Raw genomic sequence first — 26,071 nt, 5'->3', positions numbered from 1 at the left:
CCGTCAGGTGCCGTTCCGGCCGTCTTCGCGGCCGTGCATCAGCATCATTGTGGCAAGGGCGGTTGCAGCCAGTTTTTCGACGCCGTCCTTCACCGCATAGACATCGGCCCGGCAGACCACCAGAGAGCGGCCGGGGCGGATCACCTCGGCCCGGGCAACCAGCCGCTCCCCGTCTCCGGGCGAGACGATGTTCATCTTGTATTCGACGGTCAGGATGCTGGCATCCGCCGGCGCCAGGGTAAAGGCGGCATAGCCGCAGGCATTGTCCGCCAGCGTGCCGATGATGCCGCCATGGAAGAAGCCATGCTGCTGGGTCAGTTCCTCCCGGTAGGGAAGATCGATCTCGCAGCGCCCCGGCGCGACCTCCGCGATCACGGCGCCGATATGCGCCATGAAAGCCTGCCGCGCGAAACTCTCGCGCACGCGCACGGCGAAATCGGGGTTCGGAGTCTGGATTACGGACATTGGACTCTCATTGACGTTCACGTCAATCATTCCCGTCTTTGGCAAGATCCGTCAACGACTCAATGCAACTCGCCTCGACAGCATCGAGCTCGTCCAGGATCATGGTCATCTCGCGAACCTGCTCCTGCAGCTTGGCCCGCCGCGCCCGAAGCTTGCCGAGAAGCAGCAGGATCTGCCGCTCCTCGCCCCGCTCGGCGTCATAAAGGTCAATGATTTCGCGGATTTCTTCAAGCGCAAGGCCAAGCCTGCGGCCGCGCGCGATCAAGCCGACACGCACCCTGTCCCGCTGGCTAAAAATTCGTGTCCGGCCGCGCCGGGCCGGGCAGATCAGGCCCAGAGCCTCATAATGCCGGATCGCCCGTGTTGTCAGATCGTATTCGCGGGCGAGATCCGCCGTGGTGATTTCCTTCAGCATCGGAAAAGAAAATCACCAATTGACGCTGACGTCAATTGGACCTGGCTAAATCAGGAACAGCGCGGCAAGCCCGAGGAAGGTGAAGAAGCCGACCACATCCGTCACCGTGGTGAGGAACACCGTGGAGGCAATCGCCGGGTCGATCTTGAGCCGTTCCAGCGTGATCGGGATCAGGGTTCCGGACAAGCCGGCCACAAAAAGATTGATCATCATCGCCGAGGCCATGACGGCGGCGATCTGCGGATCCCCAAACCACGCCCAGCATGCTCCGGCCGCGATCAGCGCGAACATAACACCGTTCAGAGAGCCAACAGTCATCTCCTTGATGACAAACTTGAACGCATTGGTCGAACTCAGTTCGCGCATGGACAGCGCGCGCACCGCGACTGTCAGGGTCTGGGTGCCGGCATTGCCGCCCATGGAGGCAACGATCGGCATCAGCACGGCAAGCGCGACGATCTTCTCGATCGTGGTCTCGAAGGCGCCGATGACGCCCGACGCGACAATCGCCGTCACCAGATTGACGGCCAGCCAGGAAAACCGGCTCCGCGTCGTGTTGAACAGGCTGCCGTGCAGATCGTCATTCGCGACACCGCCGAGACGCAGGATGTCCTCCTCTGCCTCCTCGTGCATGACGTCGACGACGTCATCCACAGTAATCATGCCGATCAGCTTGTCCTCTGTGTCGACGACCGGCGCGGACACGAGGCCGTACTGGCGGAACAGCATGGCGACATCTTCCTGATCCATCACTGCAGGCACCGTATGAAAGTCGGTCCGCATGATTTCAGCCACCCGGACCGGCCGCTTGCTGCGCAGCATGTTGCTCAGCGACAATTTGCCCAACGGCCGGCGATCAGGGTCGGCGACAAAAATATCGTAGAAATTGTTCGGCAGATCGATTGTGGTGCGCAGGTAGTCGATCGTCTGGCCAACGGTCCAGTGCTCCGGCACCGTCACCATCTCGCGCTGCATCAGCCGGCCGGCGCTGGCCTCGTCGAAATTCAGGCCCTCCTCGACCATCGCCCGTTCGCGTTCCGGCATGGAATCGAGCAGACGGGCCTGGTCCTCGTCGTCCAGCTCACCCAGAATCTCGACGGCATCGTCGGATTCAAGGGTTTCCATCGCGTTCCGGAGAACGTCCTCATCGAGCAGCGGAAGAATTTCCTCGCGCACATTATCGTCGAGATAGGTCAGGGTTTCCGGATCGAAGTAACGCCCCAGAACAGTGACCAGGATCTCCCGGTTTTGCCCGGAATAGCGCTCGATCAGATCCGCATGGTCGGCGGCGTGCAGCGGGCGCACCAGACGATAAAGCTGGCGCGGGTTGTCGGCGGACAGGGCCTGCGCCACTTCCCTTTCAAGTTCTGGCGTGAGGCCATAGAGCTTCGAGGCGGCGACGCTGTCATATACAGCGAGCTCTTCTTCCAGCGACCGGATGCGCCTTTTCAGCTTCTTCTTTTTCCGCTTCGCCCGGGCCTTGCGCTCGTTGACTGTCGCGTCACCAGCGGATTGCGACGCAGCGTCGAAGGGGACCGACGGCTCTTGAAGCGGATCGTTGGGACCTTCGACAGTCAATGGCTCACCCCTTTTTCGCGCGGATACGGTGGTGTTCCTGGGCATCGACAACAGCCACGGCCGCCATATTGGTGATTCCGCGCACGGTGACCGACGAGGTCAGGATGTGCATGGGATAGGCCGTGCCGAGCAGAATCGGGCCCACCGATAGGCCGCGACCGAGAGTCTTCAGAAGATTGAAGGAGATATTGGCCGAATCGATCCCCGGCATGACCAGAAGGTTCGCGGCCCCGGTGAGGCCGGCTCCGGGAAACACCCGTTCCCGGATTGTTTCGCTGAGGGCCGCGTCCGCATGCATTTCGCCTTCGATCTCGACATCCGGATAGGCCTTTTTCAGCGCCGCCACAGATTCCCGCATGCGCACGGCGGATTCCAGATTCGAGGATCCAAAGTTCGAATGCGACAGCAGGGCCACTTTGGGCTCAATGCCGAAACTACGAACCTCTGTCGTCGCCAGCCCGACCATCTCGACCAGATCGGATGCGCTCGGGGTGGGGTTGACGTGGGTGTCGAGAATGAAAATCGGACCCTGCGGCATGATCAGCAGGCTCAAAGCCGTGCAGCGATGAACACCCGGGCGCGGGCCGATGATGTCGATCACTTCGACCAGATGATCCCGCCAGCGTCCGATGGCGCCGCAGATACCCGCATCGGCCTCCCCCTGGGACACCATGATCGACGAAATCGCAGTCGGCCTGTTGCGCATGATCTGCCGCGCCCGGTCCGGCGCAACCCCGCGCCGGGCCATCATCTCGTGATAGGTCGCCGCGAAGGAATCAAGCCTGTCGTCATTCTGCATGTCGACGATCTCGACATCCTCATCGGGCTTCAAGCGGAGATGCAGTTCCTCGATTTTCCCGGCGATGACATCGCGCCGGCCGATCAGGATCGGGCGCGCGATGCCTTCATCGACGATGCTCTGGGCGGCACGCAGAATCCGGTCCTGCTCGCCTTCCGCGAAGGCGATCCGTTTCGGGTCCTTCTTGGCTGCCACCACCACGGGGCGCATCACCTGGCCGGAGCGGTAGACGAACTGGCTCAGTTTCTCGTGATACCAGTCGAAATCCTCCATCGGCATGGTGGCGACACCGCTGTCCATCGCGGCCTTGGCGACGCGCGGGGCGATTTCCAGGATCAGGCGCGGGTCGAACGGCTTCGGGATCAAATATTCAGGACCGAAGGACGGCGCTTCACCGCCATAGGCACTCGCGACAATGTCGGAGGCTTCCTGCTGGGCAAGATCGGCAATGGCCTCGACCGCCGCGATCTTCATTTCCTCGTTGATCGTCGTCGCCCCGACATCCAGCGCGCCGCGGAAAATATATGGGAAGCAAAGGACATTGTTCACCTGGTTCGGATAATCCGAGCGGCCGGTGCAGATCAGCGCATCGGGACGCACTTCACGTACATCTTCCGGTGTGATTTCCGGATCCGGATTGGCCAGCGCGAGAACCAGCGGGTTATTCGCCATCTTCTTCACCATATCCTGCTTCAGCACACCCGGTGCGGAGAGGCCGAGGAAAACATCTGCCCCGTCGATCACTTCACCAAGCGTCCGGGCCTCCGTGTCCTGAGCAAACACTTCAAGGTGCGAATTCATCGCCTTGCGGCCCTTGTAGACCACGCCGTCAATGTCCGTGATGGTGATGTTCTCGTATTTCACCCCCATGGTGACCAGCAGCTTCAGGCAAGCCAGCGCTGCGGCTCCCGCGCCGGAGGTGACCAGCTTGATGTCTTCCAGTTTCTTGTCGACGCAGCGCAGCCCGCTGAGGATCGCAGCCGCAACGATGATGGCCGTACCGTGCTGGTCGTCGTGGAAGACCGGGATATTCATCCGGGCGCGAAGTTTTTCCTCGATCTCGAAACATTCCGGCGCCTTGATATCTTCAAGATTGATGCCTCCGAAGGTCGGCTCGAGCGCGGCCACGATATCGCAGAACTTGTCGACATCGAGTTCATCGACCTCGAGGTCGAACACGTCGATATAGGCGAATTTCTTGAAGAGGACCGCCTTGCCCTCCATCACCGGCTTGGAGGCGAGCGGGCCGATATTGCCGAGGCCCAGCACCGCGGTGCCGTTCGTGATCACGCCGACAAGGTTGCCCCGGGCCGTCATGTTCCGGACTTCGTTCGGGTCCTCGACGATCGCCATGCAGGCGTAGGCAACGCCCGGAGAATAGGCAAGGGAGAGGTCACGCTGGGTCGCAAGCGGCTTGGTCGCCTCGACCGTCAGCTTTCCCGGTCTCGGGTATTTGTGAAAATAAAGTGCCGCTTCCTTGAGTTCCTCGGCCACGATAACTCTCCCGATCACATCCGTATCCGGTCATTGGATAGACCGCATAGCCCTATAACGCCACATCAGATATGGCGCCGAAAGGCAATTAAGTCATTATGATACTGAGAGAGATGGTGCGGTCGAGAAGACTCGAACTTCCACCCTGTTTCCAGGACAGCGACCTCAACGCTGCGCGTCTACCAATTCCGCCACGACCGCACATGTGGTGACATCTGAGGACTTGCATCCTCGGGATGCGGGGGAGTAGCAAATCCCATTGACCGGATCAAGTAGCATTGTGCCGAAAAGAGCGTGGACGTGAAAAAACTACCGTCCCGCCGGGAGAGACAGATGATGAATCTGGAATGGCGGATATCAGATGAACCGGTCGCCTATCCCGATGCGGTTGCCGAAATGGACGCCCGGGCGGCGGCCATTCGCGACGGGACAGCGCCGGAGCTCGTCTGGCTGCTGGAACATCCACCGCTCTATACGGCCGGCACCAGTGCGAACCCGGAAGACCTGCTCGAAACGGAGCGGTTCCCGATCTTCCAGACCGGCCGGGGCGGTCAGTACACCTATCATGGCCCCGGCCAGCGAGTGGCCTATGTGTTGCTGGATCTGAAGGCCCGCAAGCAGGATATCCGGGCCTATGTTTGTGCTCTGGAAGAATGGGTCATCCGAATGCTGGCGGCCTTCAACGTGAAGGGCGAGCGGCGCGACGGACGGGTCGGCATCTGGGTGACACGCGGCGATATCGGCGCGCCGCAGCGCGAGGACAAGATCGCCGCCATCGGCGTGCGGCTCAAGCGTTGGGTCTCGATGCACGGGATTTCCGTCAATGTGGAGCCCGAGCTTTCCCATTTCGACGGGATCGTGCCCTGCGGCATCAGCGAGCACGGCGTCACCAGCCTACATGATATGGGACAACTGGTTAGCCTGGCGGAAGCCGACCTGGAACTGCGCGCCGCTTTCGACACCGTTTTTTGCCGCGACGGACAGTTCGCACGGCAGGCTGCAACAACCTCTCCGGCCCCGGCGTTCATAACTGGCGAATGAGAATTCCACGCAGCCTTCAGAAACCGGGTTCGAAGGCAGGCACCGGATAAGTCATATTTTATTGAAATTTCGAATTAACTTACAGAAATCATTCTGATACGATATGGCGACACACTCTTAATCATCCGGTTATTCAAGTGGTCCTCGCCCACCTCAACATAGCGGACGCAGTCCGTGCCATGTCGCCCGATGAATGCGAAGTGTTCGACTTGATGTTGAACGGGTCGGATCCGTCGGATCCGGAGCATATCGGAGAATTTGTCGCCCGGATCGATACCCCTCTTTCGGAACTGATTACCGGCCTTATCCAAAGAGATCTCCTGCAGAAAATAGAGGCCAACGGGCGCACAGTCCTGCGAGTCAACCCGGCTGCGGCCTGGTTCCTGGCCGCCGAGGAAGAGCGCACTGCCGTACTGTAGGAACTTGAAGGGCAGGTCTAACGAGCCGTTACAGCCTTTATCAGGAGCGTGATTGCGCGGCGTGCTTCCTGCTCGAGGCGCACTGCGTCCTGTTCCAGATCAGCGAGTGTCACGGCCGGCCGCGGATCATCCGCGTGAAGAAGGTGATTGCGCCGGTTGCGCAGCCAGAGATAGTCGGGACCGAAGCGGGCCTCATTCTGCGTCAGACCGTCGATATCCCCCTGGTACAATTCCGCATCCAGCGTCGCCTGCGCAAACACGAGCGCGGCCAGCCAAGCCCCGGCGGAATAGCAATGGCTCAACTCGTCGAAAAGGGCCGCAGCCTGCGGCGAGAGATCCAGGCCGTCGCCATCACTCTCCCGATCGATCAGTGCACCGATCCAGTCGCGCCTGCGGAGCATTTCGATTGCCGATGGCGGCACTCGCTCAACCCTCAGCATGCCCTCAAACAGTCGGCCGTTGGCGGAAACCGATCGGCGGCGGATCCGTATCGTCAAATCTCTCGATGGCAGTGACACGGGCGGCCGGCGGCCCGGCACGACAGGCTTCAATCATGGCATCAACGCTGTCCGACGAACCGGAGAAAACAGCTTCTACGGTCCCGTCGCTCCGATTCCGGACCCAGCCATCCAGACCGGCGGCGCTCGCCTCGCTCACAGCCCATCCGCGATACCAGACGCCCTGGACACGGCCGGAAATCACCACCCGTATCGTTGTCCGTGGAACATGTCCGTTCATGGCCCGTCCCCCGTCATTACGAATCCGTCTCGCCGCACAGAATTAGCCAATGTGCCGGAAATTGTATAGGGCGGCGCGCTTTGGACGGAATGCGGAATCGCCTCCAGTCGCGCTTCCTGAGCCAACCCTTTGTGATCTCAATCGATCGAAAAACCGGCAGCTCGTTTGACCGATGAGACAGGCAATCCGCCGCCTGCGCCAGAAATGCCGACAAAACACGCGATCGCTCTTGCCGGGTCCGGGGAGCAGTCCGTATAAGGGTCCTTTAATGACAAACACTCAGCCCACACTCCAAAGTGACGCGCCCGCGCTTCGACTCCGCCACCTGCTTGGCATCGAAGGGCTATCGCGTCCCGACATTGAAGCGCTCCTGGACCTTTCCGACCGCTATGTCGACATCAACCGCCGCGCGGACAAGAAAATGTCGAGCCTGCGCGGCCGCACAATCATCAACCTCTTCTTCGAGAATTCGACCCGCACGCGCACCAGCTTCGAGCTGGCGGGCAAGCGGCTCGGCGCCGACGTGCTCAACATGTCGGTCGGCACCAGTTCGGTGAAAAAGGGGGAAACCCTGATCGACACGGCGGTTACCCTGAACGCCATGCACCCGGATGTGCTGACCATCCGGCACGGCGACTCTGGCGCGGTGCATTTGCTGGCGCAGAAGGTGAACTGCGGCGTCATCAATGCCGGCGACGGCACCCACGAACACCCGACCCAGGCCCTGCTCGACGCCCTGACGATCCGCCGCCGCAAGGGCGAGCTGACCGGCCTGCAGGTCGCGATCTGCGGCGATGTCGCTCACAGCCGCGTTGCCCGCTCCAATATCCATCTGCTGTCGATCATGGGCGCCCGGGTTCGGGTCTGCGCCCCGCCCACCCTGATTCCGCCTGGCCTGGAGCGCCTCGGCGTCGAGATACATCACGACATGCGTACCGGGCTTGCCGATTGCGACATCGTGATGATGTTGCGGCTGCAGAACGAGCGCATGGAAGGCAGCTTCGTGCCGTCTGTGCGGGAGTATTACCGGCTGTTCGGCCTCGACCATGAAAAGCTCTCGGTCGCCAAGCCGGATGCGCTGGTCATGCATCCGGGGCCAATGAACCGTGGCGTGGAGATCGACTCGGACGTGGCGGACGACATCGACCGGAGCCTGATCCGCGATCAGGTCGAGATGGGTGTCGCCGTTCGCATGGCTTGCCTCGAAGTGCTGGCCGCATCGCAGATCGAACCGTGGGCGAAAAACCAGTGAGCCGAACACTCTTCAAGAATGCCCGCCTGCTCGACCCCGAGTCCGGTCTGGACGCCCAGGGTGCCCTGCTGGTGGACGGATCCCGGGTTCTCGATATCGGCCCGAATGTATTCATCGATGCCGTCCAGCAGGATGTGCGGGTGGTCGATTGCAAGGGGCTCTGCCTCGCACCGGGGCTGGTCGACATGCGGGTCTCCACCGGAGAGCCCGGAAACGAGCACATGGAGACCCTGGCAACGGCTGCCCAGGCAGCGGTCGCCGGAGGCGTCACCACCTTCACCTGCCTGCCGAACACGGATCCCATCGTCGATGATGTGGCCGTGCTTGAATTCGTCGAACGGCTCGGGCGTGATGTCGGATTGGTGAACATTCACTCCTACGCCGCCGCCACCAAAGGGCTCGGCGGCAAGGTGATGACCGAGCTCGGCCTGCTGCACGAGTCCGGTGCGGCCGGGTTCACCGATGGCGGCAAGGCCATTGCGCACCCTCTGGTGATGCGGCGCCTACTGTCCTACGCGCAACTTTTCGACACCGTCATTGTGCAGCATCCGGAAATGCCGGAAATGGTCGGCAGCGGCGTGATGAACGAGGGTGAAACGGCAATGCGGCTTGGCCTTTCGGGCATCCCTGCCGCGGCCGAAGTGATGATGATCGAACGGGATCTCCGGCTGGTCGAACTGACCGGCGGACGGCTGCATTTCTCCTGTCTTTCCACCGGTGCGGCAGTCGATGCCGTGCGCCGGGCCAAGGCATCCGGACTGCGGGTGACAGCGGATACCGCGCCGCCCTATTTCGCGCTGAATGAATCCGCCGTCGTCGGATACCGGACCTTCGCCAAGCTTTCCCCGCCACTGCGAACCGAAGAGGATCGCTGTGCGGTGATCGAAGGCATCGCCGACGGCACCATTGACGCCATCGTCAGCGCCCACACGCCGGGCGACCGGGACCAGAAACGCCTGCCCTTCACTCAGGCGGACTTCGGCGGTGTCGGCCTTGAGACCCTGCTCGCGGTCTCGCTGGAATTGGTTCACAACAATCAGGTGCCCCTTCTGACGGTCCTGAAGGCCCTGACCCAGACTCCTGCGGATCTGTTGAAGTTTCCGGCCGGGCGGTTGCGCCGGGGGCATCTGGCGGACTTCATCCTGTTCGATCCGGACAGGGCCGTGCGCATAGACCGCGACGAGCTCCGCGGCAAGTCCAGGAACACGCCGTTCGACGAACGCCCCGTGCAGGGCCGGGTCGAACGGACCTACCGGGCCGGCAATCTGGTTTTCGATATCGAAACTTCACCGGTCCCCGAGCGACGGAGGTTCCCCGATGCCTGATCTGATGGGCCCCCTCGAATATACATGGCCGTTCTATGCCTGCGCGCTGGCAGCCTATCTGCTTGGCTCCATCCCCTTTGGTCTGGTGTTGACCCGGATCGCCGGTCTCGGAGATATCCGCTCCATCGGCTCCGGCAGTATCGGAGCGACGAACGTGCTGCGGACCGGCCGCAAGGGCCTGGCCTTCGCCACCATGGTCTGCGACGTCGGCAAGGGCGCCGCCGCCGTCCTGATTGCGAAACAGTTCGGGCCTGATATGGCGATCATTGCCGCTGCCGCAGCCATGCTCGGCCACTGTTTCCCTGTCTGGCTGAAATTCAACGGCGGCAAGGGTGTGGCGACCGGTCTCGGGACCCTGCTCGCGCTTTCTCCCGCCGTCGGAGGACTCGCTGCCCTGACATGGCTGGCCGTCGCATTCCTGTCGCGCTATTCCTCGCTCTCGGCACTGGTCGCATGCCTCGCCGCGCCGTTCTACATGGAGTGGCTGGTCGACCGGCAACATGCGGAGCTCGCGCTCTTCATGGCGGCGCTCATCGTCTTCCGGCATCACGGCAATATCCGCCGTCTGATCAGGGGCGAGGAAAGCCGGATAAACTTCTCAAAGTCGAAGCCGAAAAGCTGACCCTGCCGCCTCCGGCCAGAAATCCCCCCGTCCCGCCCATGGCAGTGGCGGGAGGATCGTCATGGCCAGAGGAACTCAAACACCAGCAGTCCTGGACCCGGCTGAAAGGCTGGCCCGGCTGCGCCTGATCCGGACGGAAAATGTCGGACCGGTCACGTTCCAGCATCTTCTTGTCCGTTTCGGCTCGGCGCGCGCGGCCCTGGAAAAGCTGCCTGAACTTGCCCGCCGGGGCGGCCGGCGCGCCAAACTGAAGATTCCTGCCTTGCGTGACATTGAAGAAGAGATCGCCGCCAACGAACAGGCGGGCGCCCGGTTGCTGGTGATCGGCGAGCCCGACTACCCGGCCCTGCTGGCCGAAATCGAAGGGGCGCCGGCGGCACTGTCCCTGCGCGGGCATCCACACCTGTTCCTGGAGCCGTCGGTCGCCGTGGTCGGTGCACGCAATGCCTCGGGAAACGCGATCCGCTTCACGGAAAAGCTCGCCCGCGATCTCGGCGAACATGGCGTCGTGGTCGTCTCCGGTCTCGCCCGCGGCATCGACACCGCAGCACATCGGGGGGCGCTGGAGAGCGGCACTGTCGCCGTTGTCGCGGGCGGCGCAGATGTGATCTACCCGCCCGAAAACGCGGAGCTTCATACCCGGATCGCGGCCGAAGGCGCCCTTCTTGCCGAGGCGCCGATCGGCACCCGCCCCCTGGCCCGCCATTTCCCGGCCCGGAACCGGATCATCGCCGGCCTGACCCGCGCCACCCTGGTGGTCGAAGCGGCCAAACGCTCCGGCTCGCTGATCACCGCACGGTTTGCCGCCGACCAGGGCCGGGAGGTCTGCGCGGTGCCGGGCTCACCGCTGGATCCGCGCTGCGCCGGCAGCAACGGGCTGCTGCGCGACGGTGCCCATCTGATCGAGCGGGCGGAAGACATTCTTGTCTTGCTGCTCCGCGGAGGTGTTCGTGAGGATCCCCCTCTGTCAGACCTTTTCGGCAGCACCGAATTCGCCCCTCAATTCACGGAGGAGATCGACGACAAAGCCCGTGATCGGGTGATGACGATTCTGGATGCGACTCCGCTAGCGGTTGACGAAATCATTCGCCGATGCCAATTGTCACCCCCGGTGGTCCTCACAATCCTCTTGGAAGCGGAACTGGCTGGCGAAGCCGAACGGCATCCGGGGAATAGAGCGGCGCGGCGTTATAACCCTCCGTAATCCGGAGGGTTTTCGGCGCCAAGGCCGGACCACCGCCACAAGGAAAGGACGTCCGGTAGCCCATGAAAGTCGTCGTCGTCGAATCGCCGGCCAAGGCCAAAACGATCAACAAATACCTTGGCAGTGACTACAAAGTTCTGGCGAGCTACGGACATATCCGCGACCTGCCCTCGAAAGACGGCTCGGTCGATCCGGAGGCTGATTTCGCCATGATCTGGGAAGCCCAGCCCCGGGCGGAAAAGCAGATCAAGGAAATCGCAAACGCTGTCAAAGGCGCCGAAAGCCTGTTTCTCGCGACTGACCCGGATCGCGAAGGCGAAGCGATTTCCTGGCATGTGCAGAACGTGCTTTCGGAACGCAAGGCCCTGAAAGGCGTCGACGTCAAACGCGTGGTCTTTCACGAGATCACAAAGCGCGCGGTGCTGGATGCCATCGATAATCCGCGCGAACTCGACCAGGATCTGGTCGACGCCTATCTGGCCCGCCGCGCCCTCGATTATCTGGTCGGCTTCACCCTGTCGCCGGTGCTCTGGCGCAAGCTGCCGGGTTCCCGGTCCGCCGGCCGGGTGCAATCCGTTGCCCTGCGCCTGATCTGCGAGCGGGAAGCCGAGATCGAGGCCTTCCGTTCCGAGGAATACTGGACCATCGATGCGGCGTTCCGGACCAAGGAGCGGAAGAATTTCACCGCCCGCCTGACCCATCTCGACGGCGAGAAGCTGCAAAAATTCTCCATCAATACCGAAGATGCGGCCAAGGCTGCGGTCGACCGTATCAAGGACGGGGCCTATTCGGTCCGCTCGCTCGAAAAGAAGCAGACAAAGCGCAATCCTTATCCGCCGTTCACCACCTCGACATTGCAGCAGGAAGCCTCGCGCAAGCTCGGCTTCGGCGCGTCGCGCACCATGCAGCTCGCGCAGAAGCTCTATGAGGGTATTGATCTCGGTGGCGAGACTGTCGGCCTGATCACCTATATGCGGACCGACGGTGTCCAGCTCAGCCAGGACGCCGTCTTCGCCATCCGCGACGATATCGGCAAGAATTTCGGCGACCGGTATCTGCCGAACAGCCCGCGGATGTACAAGAACAAGTCGAAGAACGCACAGGAAGCCCATGAGGCGATCCGGCCGACAGACGTGCGTCGTCATCCGCGCGAGATGGCCGGCAAGCTCGACAAGGACATGGCCCGGCTCTACGAGCTGATCTGGAAGCGCACCGTCGCCTGCCAGATGGCCAGCGCCGAGCTGGACCAGACCACGGTGACCATCCAGGCCGCCGACAATCGGGCGGAATTCCGCGCAACCGGTTCGATCATCACCTTCGACGGTTTCCTGAAACTATATCAGGAAACCCGTGACGAACCGGCGTCAGGCGGAGAGGAAGACGAGGACGGGCGTCTGCTGCCTTCGGTGACCGAAGGTGAAGCGCTGGCCCATGAGGAGCCCAAGGCGGAGCAGCATTTCACCCAGCCGCCGCCGCGCTACAGCGAAGCGAGTCTGGTGAAAGGGCTTGAAGAGCTCGGCATCGGCCGGCCCTCGACCTATGCCAGTATCCTTCAGGTCCTGCAGGACCGGAACTATGTCATCCTCGACAAGCGCCGCTTCATCCCGGAAGACCGGGGCCGGCTGGTCACCACCTTCCTGTCCAACTTCTTTACCCGCTACGTGCAATACAACTTCACGGCCGAGCTGGAAGATGCCCTCGACAATATCGCCGAAGGGACAGTCGCCTGGAAAAAGGTCCTGACCGATTTCTGGAAGGCCTTCGCCGAAGCGGTCGACAAGACCAAGGACCTGAAGATCTCCGACGTGCTGACCGCTCTCGATGCGGAACTCGGCCCGCACTTCTTTCCGGTGGACGAGAACGGCGAGACCATCCGGGCCTGCCCGACCTGCAGCGATGGCCGGCTCGGCCTGAAGCTTGGCAAGTTCGGCGCTTTCATCGGCTGCTCGAACTATCCGGAATGCAAGTTCACCCGGCAGATGACGCAAGCCGGCGACGGCAGCGAGGACGGCACGGCCGATCTCGCCAACGGCCCGAAGATTCTCGGCCAGGATCCTGCAACGGGGCTCGACGTCTCGATGCGCAAGGGCCCGTACGGGACCTATGTTCAGCTCGGCGAGAAGACGGATGAGGTCCCGAAGCCGAAGCGGGCATCCCTGACCAAGGGGATGAACCCTTCGGACGTCACGCTTGAGACCGCGCTCGGCCTGCTGGCGCTGCCTCGGGAAGTCGGCCCGGATCCGGAAACCGGAGAGGTTATCCTTGCCGGTATCGGACGCTATGGCCCCTATCTGAAGATCGGCAGCACGTATGTGTCGATCCCGGCAGGGGACGACGTGCTGACCATCGGCATCAACCGGGCCGTGGATCTGATCGCCAACAATCCGAAGAAAAAGAGTCCGGGCCGCGAGCTCGGGGAATATGACGGCAAGCAGATCACCGTCGGTGCGGGCCGTTTCGGGCCGTATGTGAAGCACCTGAAAATCTACGCGACGATCCCGAAATCGATAGAGCCTGAAGACGTCACGCTGGAACAGGCCATTGAGCTGATCAAGGCCAAGGCCGAGAAATCCGGCACCACCAAGAAGGCGCCGGCGAAAAAGCCGGCGGCTGCGAAAAAGCCGGCAGCAAAGAAGACAGCCGCCAAGAAGGCACCGGCAAAAAAGGCGGCCGCCAAAAAACCTGCCGCGAAGAAGCCGGCCGCGGCGGCCGGTAACGATTAGCCCGGCGCAGCGCGTGGCCCCGCGCAAGACGCCGCCCGGCCTGCCCAGCCGCGAGGCCGTGCTCGATTTCATCAAAGACAGCCCGACACCGGTTGGCCGGCGCGAGATCGCGCGCGCATTCAACATCAAGGGTGCGGATCGAATCCCCCTGAAAGCGATGCTGAAAGAACTGGCCGTGGAAGGCCTGATCGATCTCGGACGGCACCGTCGCGCGGCGGCGCCCGGCACCCTGCCGGAAGTGACCGTGGTCGCCATCACCGCCATCGACGACGACGGAAACGCGTCCGCGCGCCCGCTTACCTGGCGGGAGGAGAACCCTCCGCCGGCCATCACCATCCCGCTCTCGTCCCGGACGCCGTCTGTCGGGGTCGGAGACCGGGCGCTGGTGAAGCTGGAGAGGACCGATCAGGACCGCTATCGCGGCCGTATCATGCGGCGCCTCGAAAGCTCCGGGGAGCGTGTCGTCGGGCAATTGCGACGGGAAGGCAAGGGCTACCGGATCGTCTCGACGGACCGCCGCTCCCGCAGCGACTATGTGGTGGAGCCCGGCGGCATCGGAGACGCGACGCCCGGAGATCTGGTTGTTGCGGAGATCCTGCCGCGCGGCCGGATGGGGCTGCAGAATGTCCGGATCACCGAAGTTCTGGGCGACGCCAACGCGCCACGCGCCGTCAGCCTGATCGCCATCGCCGAGCACGAGATACCGGCCGTTTTTCCCGATGCCTGCATAGTCCAGGCCGAGACGTCAAAGCCTGTTCCCCTCGGCAAGCGGACCGACCTCCGGGATATCCCATTCGTCACCATTGACGGCAGTGACGCGCGCGATTTCGACGATGCGGTGCATGCCGAAGCCGATACCGATCCGAAGAACAAGGGCGGCTATCGCATCCTCGTCGCGATCGCGGATGTCGCGCATTATGTCCGCCCCGGCGACGCGCTGGACAACGAAGCGCGCAAACGCGGCAACTCGGTCTATTTCCCGGACCGGGTCGTGCCGATGCTGCCGGAAGCGCTCTCGAACGGGCTCTGTTCGCTCCGCCCGGACGAAGACCGTGCCTGCATGGCGGTCGAGATGGTGATCGACGCACGCGGGCACAAAATCCGCCACAAATTCATGCGCGGACTGATGCGCTCCATAGCGCGCCTGACCTATGAGGAAGTGCAGGCTGCGGTCGACGGAACAGCGGATGTCGAAACCGTCCCAGAGGGGGTTGTAGAGCCGCTCTATGGTGCGTTCCGTCTCCTGCTCGCTGCGCGCACTCAACGTGGCGCCCTGGATCTCAACCTGCCGGAACGCAAGGTGGTGCTGGGCGACGATGGCAAGATCGCCTCGATCGAACCGCGCGAACGGCTCGACAGCCACCAGCTGATCGAAGAATTCATGGTGCTGGCAAACGTGGCCGCCGCCGAGACGCTGGAAGCGAAAAAGCGTCCCTGCATGTACCGGGTGCATGAGACACCCGATCCGGAGAAGGTCGGAGCCCTGACCGAGTTTCTCAAGGGGCTCGAGATCCCGTTCGGCACATCCGGCGTGATCCGGCCACAAACCTTCAACGAGCTGCTCGCCAAGGTGCGCGGCGAAGTCCATGAAACCGCCGTCAATGAACTGGTCCTGCGGAGCCAGAGCCAGGCGGTCTACAGCCCCGACAACCTCGGCCATTTCGGCCTCGGTCTCCGGCGCTACGCCCACTTTACATCGCCGATCCGGCGATATTCGGACCTGCTGGTGCACCGTGCCCTGATCGACGCGCATGGATTTGGCAAGGACGGTCTGGGCGATATCGAGCCGGAACATTTCATCGAGACGGCCGCCCATATTTCGATGACAGAGCGGCGCGCCGCCGCCGCCGAACGCACGGCGATCGCGCGCTATGTCGCCGCGTTTCTGAGCGAGCAGATCGGCAACAGTTTTGACGCGCGGGTTTCCGGTATCGCCTCCGCCGGCATGTTCATGGCGCTTGCCGGGGTCGGCGCCGACGGGTTGCTGCCTATGAAACGGCTGCCCAACGATTTCTACGATATCGACGAGCACCGGCACTCCCTCGCTGGCCGCGCGACAGGCCTGACCTTCAAGATCGGGGACATGCTGGTCGTCAAACTGGTCGATGCCGATCCACTGACCGGCGGTGTCCTGCTCGACTATGTCTCGGGCGGCACGTCCGGCATTCCCGGCGACCGGCGCAGATCCGGCAGACCGGGCCCGAAACGGAACCACCGGCGGGGGACGGCAAAACACCATGGCGGCGACGCCAAGGGGCGCACCAAGAAGTCCCGCTGACGTGTGCGGTTTTTTTGCCTATAGTGGCCGGATGAGCGATAAGCCATTGAGCCAAAACAGACAGTGGGGTCTCCCCCCGCTTGCGGGGTGGAACAGATCCAGCCCCACTATAGCTGTTTGCTGTCTGCTGCTGGCTCTGCTCACAGCCTGTGCCGCACCGCGCGCACCATCGGACCCGATGGTGTACAACCGCGATGATGCCGCCGGGATGTTTTCCGCAGGCTTCGACGGCATCACAAGCTTCTATATCGAAGAGACGGACCTGCCGTCACTTGCCGTTGCCGGCCTGTCCGGACTGAAAAACCTCGACAATGCTATGACTGTCGCCGATCAGGGTGATCTGATTGTTGTCGGCCGGAACGGCCGTGAGGTCGCCGCCTTTTCCGTCCCAGATGCAGATGACGTGGCCCGCTGGAGCATGCTGATGGCAGCAGCCGTCGATAGCGGACGCCAAGTCTCCGGCTCACTCCGGGAGGCATCTCCCGAGGCCCTTTACGATGCGATCTTCAAGGGTGCTCTGCAGGATCTCGACAGGTTCTCCCGCTACACCACCTCGGCGGAAGCGAGCCGAAGCCGGGCGCACCGGCGGGGATATTCGGGAATCGGCATCCTGCTGTTCGAGAATCACGGCACGATCTATATCGAAGAAATCTACAAGGATGGTCCCGCAGCCGACAGCGGCCTGCAGGTGGGAGACAGCATTGTCGCAATCGACGGCAATTCCGTTGCCGGGCTCGATGCCGTCGCCGTCTCGGACCTCCTGCGCGGGCCGAGCGGCAGTAAAGTCCGGGTGACAACATCCAGCGATGAAACCCACAGGACCACAGGCATCACACGGGCTCCAGTAATCGAGCAAACGGTGTTCCCGTCCCACAAGGGAAACAGCGCCTATTTCGAGATCCGCAGCTTTAACGAGGACACGGCATCCAGTCTCAGCCGCAGAGTGGGTGAAGCAGCAGCCCAGATCGGGCCCTCCTTGAACGGTATTATCCTCGACCTGAGAAATAACCGGGGCGGCGTTCTCAGGGATGCCATTGCGATCGCCGATCTGTTCATTCGGGACGGACGCATCCTGCTGACCAAGGGCCGGCATGCACGCTCGGTAAAGGAATTCACCGCCCACAAACCGGACATTGCCGCCGGCATACCGCTGATCGTGCTGATCAACCACGATTCAGCCTCGGCCTCCGAAGTTGTTGCCGGTGCGCTGCAGGACAGCGGCCGTGCCGTTCTGATCGGCGGCCGGACATATGGCAAGGGCACGGTACAAATGATCGTCCGCCTGCCGAATGAAGGTGAGTTGATCATCACCTGGGCGCGCATGTACACGCCATCCGGCTATCCGATCGGACCGCTCGGGGTCTATCCGACGATCTGTACGGATGAGATTGAAGATCCCTCCTTGCAGCATGTCGCCGGTACGGCCCGCACAGCTGCCGTACGCGCCCGCGAGTTGCTCCGACTGCGCCGGATAGCCCAGGACCTCGATGACAGCATCCAGGAGGCTCTGCTCGGACGCTGCGGCGACAGGACGCCTGCCGCGGACGGCGCTGACCTTGATCTCGCGCTTGCCTTGAAGCTGTTGGGAGAGCGCAGCCTGTTCGACCGGGCTTTCGAGGCATCGCTGGTCGCCTCGCAATGGCCGTCGAAAGCGCAATAACGGCGTCAAAAACAGGCCGCTTGACAGAGCCTTTTATATGGATATGTTTGCGGCCTTCTAATTCACTTTGACCGATGGGGAACGGCTATGGCCAAGCCCGCGACTGTTTTGATCAAGCTCGTCAGCTCCGCTGACACCGGATTCTTCTATGTTACGAAGAAGAATCCGCGCACGCAGACCGAGAAGCTTCAGCTCAAGAAGTACGATCCGGTGGTGCGCAAGCATGTGCTTTTCAAGGAATCCAAAATCAAGTAGGCAGCGCCTGCTGATGGTTTCTTGAACGGGTCGCTTCGGCGGCCCGTTTTGCATTTGGGCACAGATGCAAGAGCCTGCGGATCAGTCTGAAACAGGAATATCGGAAACGACTCGGTTTCGACCTGCGTTCTTCGCTCCGTAGAGCGCCTTGTCGGCCCGCTTCATCAAGTCCTCGACGGTCTTGTCCGCGCCCGTCCGCATGGTCAGGCCAATGCTGATATTGACCGAAACGGATTCCCCGGTTTCTCCGATAGGCACGCTGGTTTCCGAGACACGCCGCCGCAGCCGCTCCGCCACGGCCTCCCCGAACTCCTCCGTCGTATCCGGCATCACGACAACGAATTCCTCGCCGCCGATCCGCGCAATCATGTCGACGGACCTGAGGCTGTTGATGAGAGCTTCGGCCACTGCCTTCAGAACCTTGTCGCCGAACAGATGGCCGTGGGTATCGTTGACGATCTTGAAATGGTCGATATCCAGCATCAGGAGTGCCAGAGGCTTCCGGCGCTCCACCGCATTGTCCATCAGCCCCTTCAGGTAGGTTTCCAGATAGCGCCGGTTGTAGAGCCCCGTGAGGCTGTCAATCAGCGCCATGGACAGGGAGCGCTCATAGCTTTCACGCAACCGGTCCTGAAACCGGCGGCGGCGTATCTGTGTCCGGGACCGCGCCGCCAGCTCGTTCTTGTCCAGCGGCTTCATGATGTAATCATTCGCGCCCAGGTCGAGTGCCTTGGAAAGCTTGTCGATCTGGTCCACTTCGCCGGTCATCAAGACCGGTATTTGGCGTGTCTTTTCGGTCGTCCGGAACTGCGACAAAAGACGCAATGCGTCCTCGCCGTCCAGATTGAGACTGCAGACAATGAGCTCGATATCCTTTTCCACGGCAATCTGACGCGCCTCCTCGGGATCGGCGCAGACGAAAACGACATTGTCATCGCGGCGCAGAATGTTCTGTGTGTTGGCCGCATCGATTGGATTGTCTTCGATCAGGAGAATCCGCCCGGCCCGAAAGTCGACGGTCAGGCCACTCACCGCGGTATCCAGCACGCCGAAATGTGCCGACGTCTGTTCCCGCAACAGCCACTCGTCGACCATGACCTTCAGCCGCAACAAGGAACGGACCCGGGCGAACAGGGCCGTGTCGTCCACCGGCTTTGTCAGGAAATCGTCCGCGCCGGCCTCAAGACCGCGCACCCGGTCCGACGGATCACTGAGCGCGGTCACCATCACCACCGGAAGATGTGCGGTTGCCGGATTGCTGCGGATTCTCTTGCAGACCTCGAAGCCGTCGATGCCAGGCATCATCACGTCGAGCAGCACGATATCAGGCGTGTCCGACCGGATGATTTCCAGGGCGTCGGGACCATTCGTGGCCGTTCGAACATCGAAATACTCGCTCATCAGCTTTGCTTCGAGCAGCTTGATGTTCGGCAGGACGTCGTCGACGACAAGTACGCGTCCGGGCATGACCGTCTACCCGAGGAACTTCTGAACCGTCTCCAGGAAATGGCTGACTGAAATAGGTTTGGCGATATACGCCTCACAGCCACCTTCCCTGATCTTCTCCTCGTCACCTTTCATGGCAAAAGCCGTGACGGCAATGACGGGAATCGAACTCAAGTCGTCGTCTTCCTTTATCCATTTCGTGACTTCCAGGCCCGAAACTTCAGGCAACTGAATGTCCATCAGGATAAGATCCGGACGCTTCTCTCGAGCGATCTTCAATGCTTCCATGCCATCGCGCGTGCCGAGAATATTGTATCCGTGCGCTTCCAGCAGATCGTGAAACAGCTTCATGTTGAGTTCGTTATCCTCAACGATAAGTACTGTTTTTTCGACCGACGTTTCTGCCGTCACTATGTCCTCCATCCGACCCGCTGGTTCGAGCCTGCCGCTCGATTACCCGTATGTCCCAGGGACAGGGTAAAAAAATAATATCTAACAAATGAATAAACAGTCTAAACCCTTCCAACGCAAGACACCAATGAACTAAGCGGAGCTGGGAATGAGGCAGTTCGGCCCGTCCGGTTTCAGGATCGGGATTGATCTCGGCGGAACGAAAACCGAAGCCGTCGCGCTGAACCCCTCCGGGGCTGTTGTCGCGCAGGAAAGGGTCCCGACCCGCAAGGGCGATTATTCGGCCACGATCACAACCATTTCAGGCCTGGTGCACCAGACGGAGAGCCGTATTGGGCAGACCTGCACGGTCGGGATCGGCATGCCCGGTGCCGCGTCGCGGGATACCGGCCTGGTCAAGAACGCCAACTCGACCTGGTTGATCGGAAAACCGCTGCAGAAAGATCTGGAGGAGGCCCTGGATCGCCCCGTCAGGTTGCAGAACGACGCGAACTGCTTCGCTGTATCAGAAGCCGTAGACGGCGCCGGCCGGGATGCGGAGATTGTGTTCGGCGTCATCCTGGGTACCGGCGTCGGAGCGGGAATTGCAATCCGCGGAGAATGTCTTGAGGGCCGCAATGCCATCGCCGGTGAATGGGGGCATAATCCGCTGCCGGCACCACTGGACGACGAGCGCCCCGGTCCTCTCTGCTATTGCGGACGGCACGGCTGCATCGAGAGCTTTCTCTCCGGCCCCGCATTCGAGCGGCAATATGCCGAAGCCAGTGGAAAGGAGTGCACCGCGCGCGAGATAGAAGCCCTCGCGGCCGCGGGCGACCCGCTGGCGGATGCCATCATGAGAAAATATGAGGAAAGGCTGGCGCGGGCCCTCGCCCATGTCATCAATATTCTCGACCCTGACATCATAGTGCTTGGCGGCGGCCTGTCCAACATCCGCAGGCTCTATGACACTGTGCCGACGCTCTGGGAGCCGCACATATTTTCAGATAGTGTCGAAACCAGATTGAGCCCACCCAGGCATGGCGATTCGAGTGGTGTCAGGGGAGCCGCGTGGCTTTGGCCGCCCTCCCGTTAGGAAATGACCGGCCAACATGGCTGCGACAGGACTGCGACCGTGACCGAGCATTCTTCCGATCCTCCGGTATTATGCCGGGATTGTTTTACATGGCTCGCCGGAATGGCATTGCATGGTGATGCCCGCTGTCCGAAATGCGGCTCGCCACGGATGATGTCACATCCCGAACTTAGAACCCTCCCCATCGCGCATATCGACTGTGACGCCTTCTACGCCACTGTCGAGAAAAGGGACAATCCCGAGCTGCGCAGCAAACCGGTGATCGTCGGTGGCGGCCGGCGGGGGGTGGTTTCGGCTGCGTGCTATGTAGCGCGGACATACGGCGTTCGTTCGGCGATGCCCATGTTCAAGGCGCTCGCGGCCTGCCCCGGTGCCGTTGTGATCAAACCGGATATGCAGAAATACAGCCGCGTCGGCAAACAGATCCGCGAGCTGATGCTGTCGGTCACGCCGATGGTCGAGCCGATCTCCATCGACGAGGCGTTTCTCGACCTCTCCGGCACGGATCGATTGCATCACGCGCCTCCCGCGGAAACATTGTGCCGACTGGTCGCCCGGATCGAGGCAGAGACCGGTGTTACGGCCTCGATCGGGCTGAGCTACAACAAGTTCCTTGCCAAAGTGGCGTCCGATCTCGACAAGCCCCGGGGCTTCGCCGCCATTGGCGAAAAAGAAGCACTCTCCTTCCTGAAAAACCGGCCAGTGACAACGATCTGGGGTGTCGGCAAGGCGCTGCACGAAAAACTGCGAAGCGACGGTGTCGAGACTGTCGGCCATCTGCAGGGCATGGAAGAAGCGGCCCTGATCCGCCGCTATGGCAGCATTGGCACGCGTCTGGCCCGGTTCTCCCACGGCCGGGACGATCGCAAGATCGAGCCACGATCACCAGCCAAGAGCGTCTCCTGCGAAACCACATTTGCAGACGACATTTCCGAACTCGGCGTACTCGATCCGATCCTCTGGCGCCTGTGCGAGGAACTTTCCGGCCGGCTGAAGACCAAGGCCCTCAGTGGCCGGACAATCGTCCTGAAGCTGAAGACGTCGGATTTCAAGAGCATCACCCGTCAGCTGCACCACCACGGCTCGACGCAGATGGCGGACACACTCTATCGCGCCGGCAGACATCTCCTCGAACGCGAAACCGATGGCCGCCGGTTCCGCCTGATGGGTATCGGTGTTTCGGATCTGGCCGCCCCGGACGGCGCCGACCTGCCCGATCTGGCAGATCCCGGAATGGAGCACCGCCGGAAAGTGGAACATGCAATGGATGCCGTGCGGGCAAAGCTCGGCACGAAGGCGATAGAGAAGGGCCGCGGCTTCAGAAAAGCCATCGAGAAACAGGGCGTGAGTGCCCGCGTTTCCGAAGAGAATGACAGTGATCACTGACTGGGCGGCGCGCCGGCCGGTTAACAGCCTCCAGGCTGGAAGCGTTCAAGACGCTGCAACGCAACGTCTACCGTGAAGTCCTTGAAATGAATCTCGAGCCGCCGGGCGATACCGTTTTCATGCAGATCGACGGCGAGTTCGTAATCCGGAGACTCGGTCTTGTTCTCCGGTCCGAAGAAGGCCAATCGGACAGGCCAGTACGGCCCGGAGATCAGCGGGTCCGCCTCGCCTTCGGGTACAATCTTCAGGCCTATGGCAGCGGAGACAAAACCCGCTGGCTCGAATTCCGAGCCATCAAATAATGATGCCGCGAAAAACTTCTCGCCGGCGGCGATGCTGTCGAGCAGGGCCAGAGTATGCTGGCTCGGGAACATCACGTCCGCCGGCAGATCCATCTCAACCTCGCTTGGAGCGGTGAATCGGGCAGTCACTGCCCCCGTCCCCGTCCGCTGCGCCCGGCCTTCTACGATCTCGCCACCACCGGCACCAAAGTCCTTGTCGATGATAAAGCGGAAAGACGAGCCATCCTTGGCTTCCCAGGTGGTCATCCTGGAATCGACGCTGCGCATCACGCCTTCCGCGCTCTCCAGGAGCATCAGGTTGCGCTGATTGATTGCCCAGCCGTCACACGCGTCGCGCCATTCAAACGCCATCTGGCCGCCCACAGCCGAAACATCGTTGGTACCGGACGAACCCTTTAATGACAGCCGGTAGAGTGCTTTGTGCGGCACGAGTTGGTTGACCGACGCGGCCGCGACAGGGATCGTCGCCGTGCCAGGCGCGGCGACGACGGCGAGAACCAGCGCGATCAGTTTCAGAGCGGACTTCAATCAGACCTCCTGCGGCTCAACGGAACCAGGCATTCAATGATGCGGCAATGACCCGGCATAGCTTGCCCTGTGCCCGGCAATTCCTTCCGCCTGCTTATCCATATGGCGTGACACCGGGAAATTGTAACCGGGTATTGAAAGAATTTTTCGATTAATTTCAATCACTTCCAAATCACCTAACCCGTGGCATGGGCCATGCACTCCCTAGAGGGCGAGAAACAACAGTTAGGTGGTGTGACATGCCGAACCTCATGCACCCGCAGACCCAGAAGCTGGAAGATACGAACTTGACGAATGCGTTCGCAAATCTTGATGTCGGCAGCCTGCTCTCCCGCATGCCGGCGGACATCGCGGATCGCGCCTCTCAGATCGTAAAGGACCAGGATCTTGATGATACGGAGATTGCTCTGCGTCTCGCCATGATCGCAATGACCGAGGCCGAGAACCGGATCGCCCGGCAGGAAAAGCGGATTGCTTTCCTCGAGGGGCTGTCGGTCACGGACGAGCTCACCGGACTGTTGAACCGCCGTGGTTTCAGCGATCGCCTGCAGAGCGCTCTTGCTGCGGCCAAGCGCCAGGGCCTGACAGGAGCCCTGCTGCTGATCGACCTCGACAAGTTCAAGGCTGTCAATGACACCTATGGACATATGGCAGGCGACGCACTGCTTGTAACTGTTGCCAGCATCCTGCAGTCGCGGACCCGGGAAACAGACAGCATCGCGCGTCTTGGCGGCGACGAGTTTGCCGTCATCATGCCGGGCGCCAATGACGACGAAGCGACCGCGCGGATCACTGCGCTTGATCAGGAACTGAATACACGGACCCTGCAGTGGAACGGGTCCTCCATCCACCTTCATGCGAGTGTCGGCCATGACTCCTACAGTCCGGACGACACTGAAACCGAATTGCTCGACAGGGTCGACCGCGCAATGTACGCGCGGAAGCAGAACAGTCCGTTCTCGGCGCTGTAGCTGACCCTGGCGTGCAACCTACTTGTCGATACGGGCATTTTGCCTCCTCTGTCGGCAAGCACCCAGAGCAAACCTGAGGGAGCTGAGCAATCAGCTCCCTCTTTTTCTTTTCGCTCCGCCTCAGCCTCCAGTTGCCCACCCGGATTGAAATGCCTAGGTTCGGCCTGCCGGCGACCCGAAGCACCCGCCCGGGAAGCTGCTGATCCGGAGCTCTGACGGGAGCAAGCCGCATGGCTTACCTCTTTCTCGCCCTCGCTATCATTGCCGAGGTCATCGGCACGATGGCGCTGAAGGCAACCAACGGGTTCACGGTTGTCCTGCCATCGGCAATCGTCCTGGTGGCCTATGGTGCCGCCTTCGTCCTGTTGAGTTTCTGTCTGCGGGAGATACCCGTCGGCATCGCCTACGGCATCTGGGCCGGCATCGGGATTGTGCTGGTGACCGTGGCCGGGGCCGTCATCTACAAGCAGATCCCGGACCTTGCCGCTGTCATCGGACTGATGCTTATCGTGGCCGGTGTCACGATCATCCATGTTTTCTCAAAAAGCACCGGACACTAGAAAACACCCGGCCCGGAAGCCGGATGCGATCCAGTCAGTACGAAACGGCCGATGACGGGGCGGTTACCCGGTCAGTTCGTGATCTTGGCCGCCCAGGGTTTTTTGCCGGAGACCGGCGCAAGTGCGGAAGCCATGACCAGCGCGTCTTTGCCTGTGAACGGGCCGATAGCCACCCGATGCCACAGACTGCCCTTGATGCGCACTGACATGATCACGGGCACCGGCCTGGAGTCGGCGGTATCGAATGCAGGCCGAAGCTCTTCCTGCAGATGTTCCGCCCGGCCCTTGTCCCGGAACGAGCCGAGCATCACGAAATGATCGGCAGGCTGCCCTTTATCGTGCCGCATCGGGTCGCGATGACCGGGCCGGAGAACCGGCATGACGGACATTTCCGTTGCGCTGACAGCGGTGGTGGTCAGCGTGTCATTCGACATATCCGTGTCCGGTGACATTTTCCAGCTCGCCAGGGAGGCCGCCGGCAAAGCGAGTTGATCATCCTCCGAGACAACGCTTTTCAACTCGATCGGTGCCAGCGCATAACCGGGATCAACCGGCGCAAACCCGGCGACAGTCAAATCATTGAGCGGCTGAATACCGGCGCCGAGAGCCGCCGGTATTCCACGCCCCTTGTCGTCTTCAACCGTCGTCTCCGCATTGAGCGCTGCGGCGGCCTCGGCAGCCGCCTTTTCGGCATCGCCGGTCCCGTCCAAATATGCGTTAAGGATCGACGTTCCAGTGACCGCGCCCTGCGGAATCGACTCCCGGTCCACCCAGTCATCGGAATCGCCAGGATAATAGGCGACGATTTCCGTCAGCGGCTTGGCGTCATCCTCTGTATAGGCGCGACACGGCTCATTGCCGAACACAACCCGCAGCATCGAGCAATTTTCATCGACAGCTGCGGAGATGACATGGTCTGCCGTACTTTTACCGGTGGTCAGGAAGGCGAGACCGGTAAATCCGGTGGTGGCGAGGCTGATCGCCGGGGGAATCACCGGGAGACAACCGCTCAGAAATACCGGCAATATTGCGATCAGAAGACCACGCCTCATATCCATTTCCCCGCGTGAATCAATAGTTTATTGGAGTTTATTTTACCTATGTCTGAGAAATTGGCAAGCAGC

24 protein-coding genes and 1 tRNA gene are annotated in these 26,071 nt (G+C 61.5%); 14 read left to right on the top strand and 11 right to left on the bottom strand.

Features of this window, described 5'->3' with window-relative positions; translation table 11 throughout:
- Nucleotides 1-3 precede the first annotated feature (3 nt).
- From RH950_RS12215 to RH950_RS12195, 5 genes are all read right to left on the bottom strand, one after another.
- A complete protein-coding gene (locus tag RH950_RS12215) occupies nucleotides 4-465 on the bottom strand; it encodes a PaaI family thioesterase (RefSeq protein ID WP_350057090.1) in 462 nt (153 codons plus the stop codon).
- A 22-nt stretch (nucleotides 466-487) separates the two neighbouring features.
- Nucleotides 488-880 carry a MerR family transcriptional regulator gene (locus RH950_RS12210; protein WP_350057088.1) on the bottom strand — a complete coding sequence of 131 codons (393 nt, stop codon included), beginning with the start codon at nucleotides 878-880 and terminating at the stop codon, nucleotides 488-490.
- Between the two features lie 45 nt (nucleotides 881-925).
- Nucleotides 926-2,458, bottom strand: a complete 1,533-nt coding sequence (gene mgtE, locus RH950_RS12205; protein ID WP_350057086.1) for a magnesium transporter — start codon at nucleotides 2,456-2,458, stop codon at nucleotides 926-928.
- 4 nt (nucleotides 2,459-2,462) lie between these two features.
- Nucleotides 2,463-4,751, bottom strand: coding sequence for an NADP-dependent malic enzyme (locus RH950_RS12200; RefSeq protein ID WP_350057084.1), 2,289 nt, complete (start codon nucleotides 4,749-4,751; stop codon nucleotides 2,463-2,465).
- Nucleotides 4,752-4,865: 114 nt separating this feature from the next.
- Nucleotides 4,866-4,952, bottom strand: a tRNA-Leu gene (locus RH950_RS12195).
- A gap of 99 nt (nucleotides 4,953-5,051) precedes the next feature.
- Here RH950_RS12195 and lipB point away from each other — a divergent pair.
- Together lipB and RH950_RS12185 are read left to right on the top strand one after the other, a co-directional pair.
- Nucleotides 5,052-5,792: a lipoyl(octanoyl) transferase LipB gene (gene lipB, locus RH950_RS12190; RefSeq protein ID WP_350057082.1), complete on the top strand. Its 741-nt coding sequence runs from the start codon at nucleotides 5,052-5,054 to the stop codon at nucleotides 5,790-5,792.
- A 179-nt stretch (nucleotides 5,793-5,971) separates the two neighbouring features.
- Complete coding sequence (locus RH950_RS12185; RefSeq protein ID WP_350057080.1) at nucleotides 5,972-6,211, top strand: hypothetical protein; 240 nt, start codon at nucleotides 5,972-5,974, stop codon at nucleotides 6,209-6,211.
- A 17-nt stretch (nucleotides 6,212-6,228) separates the two neighbouring features.
- Here the strand turns inward: RH950_RS12185 and RH950_RS12180 are convergent, their stop codons facing one another.
- Nucleotides 6,229-6,612 (bottom strand): hypothetical protein, encoded by a 384-nt coding sequence (locus RH950_RS12180; protein ID WP_350057078.1) that lies wholly within the window; start codon nucleotides 6,610-6,612, stop codon nucleotides 6,229-6,231.
- 43 nt (nucleotides 6,613-6,655) lie between these two features.
- Nucleotides 6,656-6,949 carry an acylphosphatase gene (locus RH950_RS12175; RefSeq protein WP_350057076.1) on the bottom strand — a complete coding sequence of 98 codons (294 nt, stop codon included), beginning with the start codon at nucleotides 6,947-6,949 and terminating at the stop codon, nucleotides 6,656-6,658.
- Nucleotides 6,950-7,217: 268 nt separating this feature from the next.
- On the opposite strand from RH950_RS12175, the gene RH950_RS12170 reads away from it, so the two are divergent.
- The 8 genes from RH950_RS12170 to rpmG all read left to right on the top strand — a co-directional run bounded on the left by RH950_RS12170 (nucleotide 7,218) and on the right by rpmG (nucleotide 18,268).
- Complete coding sequence (locus tag RH950_RS12170) at nucleotides 7,218-8,201, top strand: aspartate carbamoyltransferase catalytic subunit (protein WP_350057074.1); 984 nt, start codon at nucleotides 7,218-7,220, stop codon at nucleotides 8,199-8,201.
- The gene (gene pyrC / locus RH950_RS12165) at nucleotides 8,198-9,526 is read left to right on the top strand and encodes a dihydroorotase (RefSeq protein WP_350057072.1); all 1,329 of its coding nucleotides are present in this window, start codon (nucleotides 8,198-8,200) and stop codon (nucleotides 9,524-9,526) included. The genes RH950_RS12170 and pyrC overlap by 4 nt, the downstream gene beginning before the upstream one ends.
- Nucleotides 9,519-10,148 (top strand): glycerol-3-phosphate 1-O-acyltransferase PlsY, encoded by a 630-nt coding sequence (gene plsY, locus RH950_RS12160; RefSeq protein ID WP_350057070.1) that lies wholly within the window; start codon nucleotides 9,519-9,521, stop codon nucleotides 10,146-10,148. Before pyrC ends, plsY begins: the two co-directional genes overlap by 8 nt.
- Nucleotides 10,149-10,209: 61 nt before the next feature.
- Nucleotides 10,210-11,352: a DNA-processing protein DprA gene (dprA, locus tag RH950_RS12155; RefSeq protein WP_350057068.1), complete on the top strand. Its 1,143-nt coding sequence runs from the start codon at nucleotides 10,210-10,212 to the stop codon at nucleotides 11,350-11,352.
- 62 nt (nucleotides 11,353-11,414) lie between these two features.
- Nucleotides 11,415-14,075 carry a type I DNA topoisomerase gene (gene topA, locus RH950_RS12150; protein WP_350057066.1) on the top strand — a complete coding sequence of 887 codons (2,661 nt, stop codon included), beginning with the start codon at nucleotides 11,415-11,417 and terminating at the stop codon, nucleotides 14,073-14,075.
- A gap of 13 nt (nucleotides 14,076-14,088) precedes the next feature.
- Nucleotides 14,089-16,353 (top strand): ribonuclease R, encoded by a 2,265-nt coding sequence (gene rnr, locus RH950_RS12145; RefSeq protein ID WP_350057064.1) that lies wholly within the window; start codon nucleotides 14,089-14,091, stop codon nucleotides 16,351-16,353.
- 181 nt (nucleotides 16,354-16,534) lie between these two features.
- Complete coding sequence (locus RH950_RS12140) at nucleotides 16,535-18,013, top strand: S41 family peptidase (RefSeq protein WP_350057062.1); 1,479 nt, start codon at nucleotides 16,535-16,537, stop codon at nucleotides 18,011-18,013.
- A gap of 87 nt (nucleotides 18,014-18,100) precedes the next feature.
- Nucleotides 18,101-18,268 carry a 50S ribosomal protein L33 gene (rpmG, locus tag RH950_RS12135; protein ID WP_350057060.1) on the top strand — a complete coding sequence of 56 codons (168 nt, stop codon included), beginning with the start codon at nucleotides 18,101-18,103 and terminating at the stop codon, nucleotides 18,266-18,268.
- Between the two features lie 81 nt (nucleotides 18,269-18,349).
- Here rpmG and RH950_RS12130 read toward each other — a convergent pair whose 3' ends face one another.
- Both RH950_RS12130 and RH950_RS12125 read right to left on the bottom strand, forming a co-directional pair.
- Nucleotides 18,350-19,735: a PleD family two-component system response regulator gene (locus RH950_RS12130; RefSeq protein WP_350057058.1), complete on the bottom strand. Its 1,386-nt coding sequence runs from the start codon at nucleotides 19,733-19,735 to the stop codon at nucleotides 18,350-18,352.
- 6 nt (nucleotides 19,736-19,741) lie between these two features.
- The gene (locus RH950_RS12125) at nucleotides 19,742-20,137 is read right to left on the bottom strand and encodes a response regulator (protein ID WP_502889766.1); all 396 of its coding nucleotides are present in this window, start codon (nucleotides 20,135-20,137) and stop codon (nucleotides 19,742-19,744) included.
- Nucleotides 20,138-20,273: 136 nt separating this feature from the next.
- On the opposite strand from RH950_RS12125, the gene RH950_RS12120 reads away from it, so the two are divergent.
- Nucleotides 20,274-21,200, top strand: coding sequence for an ROK family protein (locus tag RH950_RS12120; RefSeq protein WP_350057054.1), 927 nt, complete (start codon nucleotides 20,274-20,276; stop codon nucleotides 21,198-21,200).
- Between the two features lie 3 nt (nucleotides 21,201-21,203).
- The gene (locus tag RH950_RS12115) at nucleotides 21,204-22,586 is read left to right on the top strand and encodes a DNA polymerase IV (RefSeq protein ID WP_350057052.1); all 1,383 of its coding nucleotides are present in this window, start codon (nucleotides 21,204-21,206) and stop codon (nucleotides 22,584-22,586) included.
- Between the two features lie 20 nt (nucleotides 22,587-22,606).
- Here the strand turns inward: RH950_RS12115 and RH950_RS12110 are convergent, their stop codons facing one another.
- On the bottom strand, nucleotides 22,607-23,416 hold the full coding sequence (locus RH950_RS12110; RefSeq protein WP_350057050.1) for an EipB family protein: 810 nt from the start codon (nucleotides 23,414-23,416) through the stop codon (nucleotides 22,607-22,609).
- Between the two features lie 239 nt (nucleotides 23,417-23,655).
- Here RH950_RS12110 and RH950_RS12105 point away from each other — a divergent pair, with 239 nt between their 5' ends.
- Nucleotides 23,656-24,387: a GGDEF domain-containing protein gene (locus tag RH950_RS12105; RefSeq protein WP_350057048.1), complete on the top strand. Its 732-nt coding sequence runs from the start codon at nucleotides 23,656-23,658 to the stop codon at nucleotides 24,385-24,387.
- A 230-nt stretch (nucleotides 24,388-24,617) separates the two neighbouring features.
- Complete coding sequence (locus tag RH950_RS12100; protein ID WP_350057046.1) at nucleotides 24,618-24,947, top strand: DMT family transporter; 330 nt, start codon at nucleotides 24,618-24,620, stop codon at nucleotides 24,945-24,947.
- A gap of 71 nt (nucleotides 24,948-25,018) precedes the next feature.
- Here the strand turns inward: RH950_RS12100 and RH950_RS12095 are convergent, their stop codons facing one another.
- Nucleotides 25,019-25,999: an SPOR domain-containing protein gene (locus tag RH950_RS12095; protein WP_350057044.1), complete on the bottom strand. Its 981-nt coding sequence runs from the start codon at nucleotides 25,997-25,999 to the stop codon at nucleotides 25,019-25,021.
- Nucleotides 26,000-26,071: the final 72 nt, after the last annotated feature.

Origin of the sequence: Nisaea sp., from assembly GCF_040217065.1 — a bacterium.
Classification (GTDB): domain Bacteria; phylum Pseudomonadota; class Alphaproteobacteria; order Thalassobaculales; family Thalassobaculaceae; genus Nisaea.
Note: the sequence above shows the minus strand (reverse complement) of the source record. Positions and strands in the feature narration are given on the sequence as shown.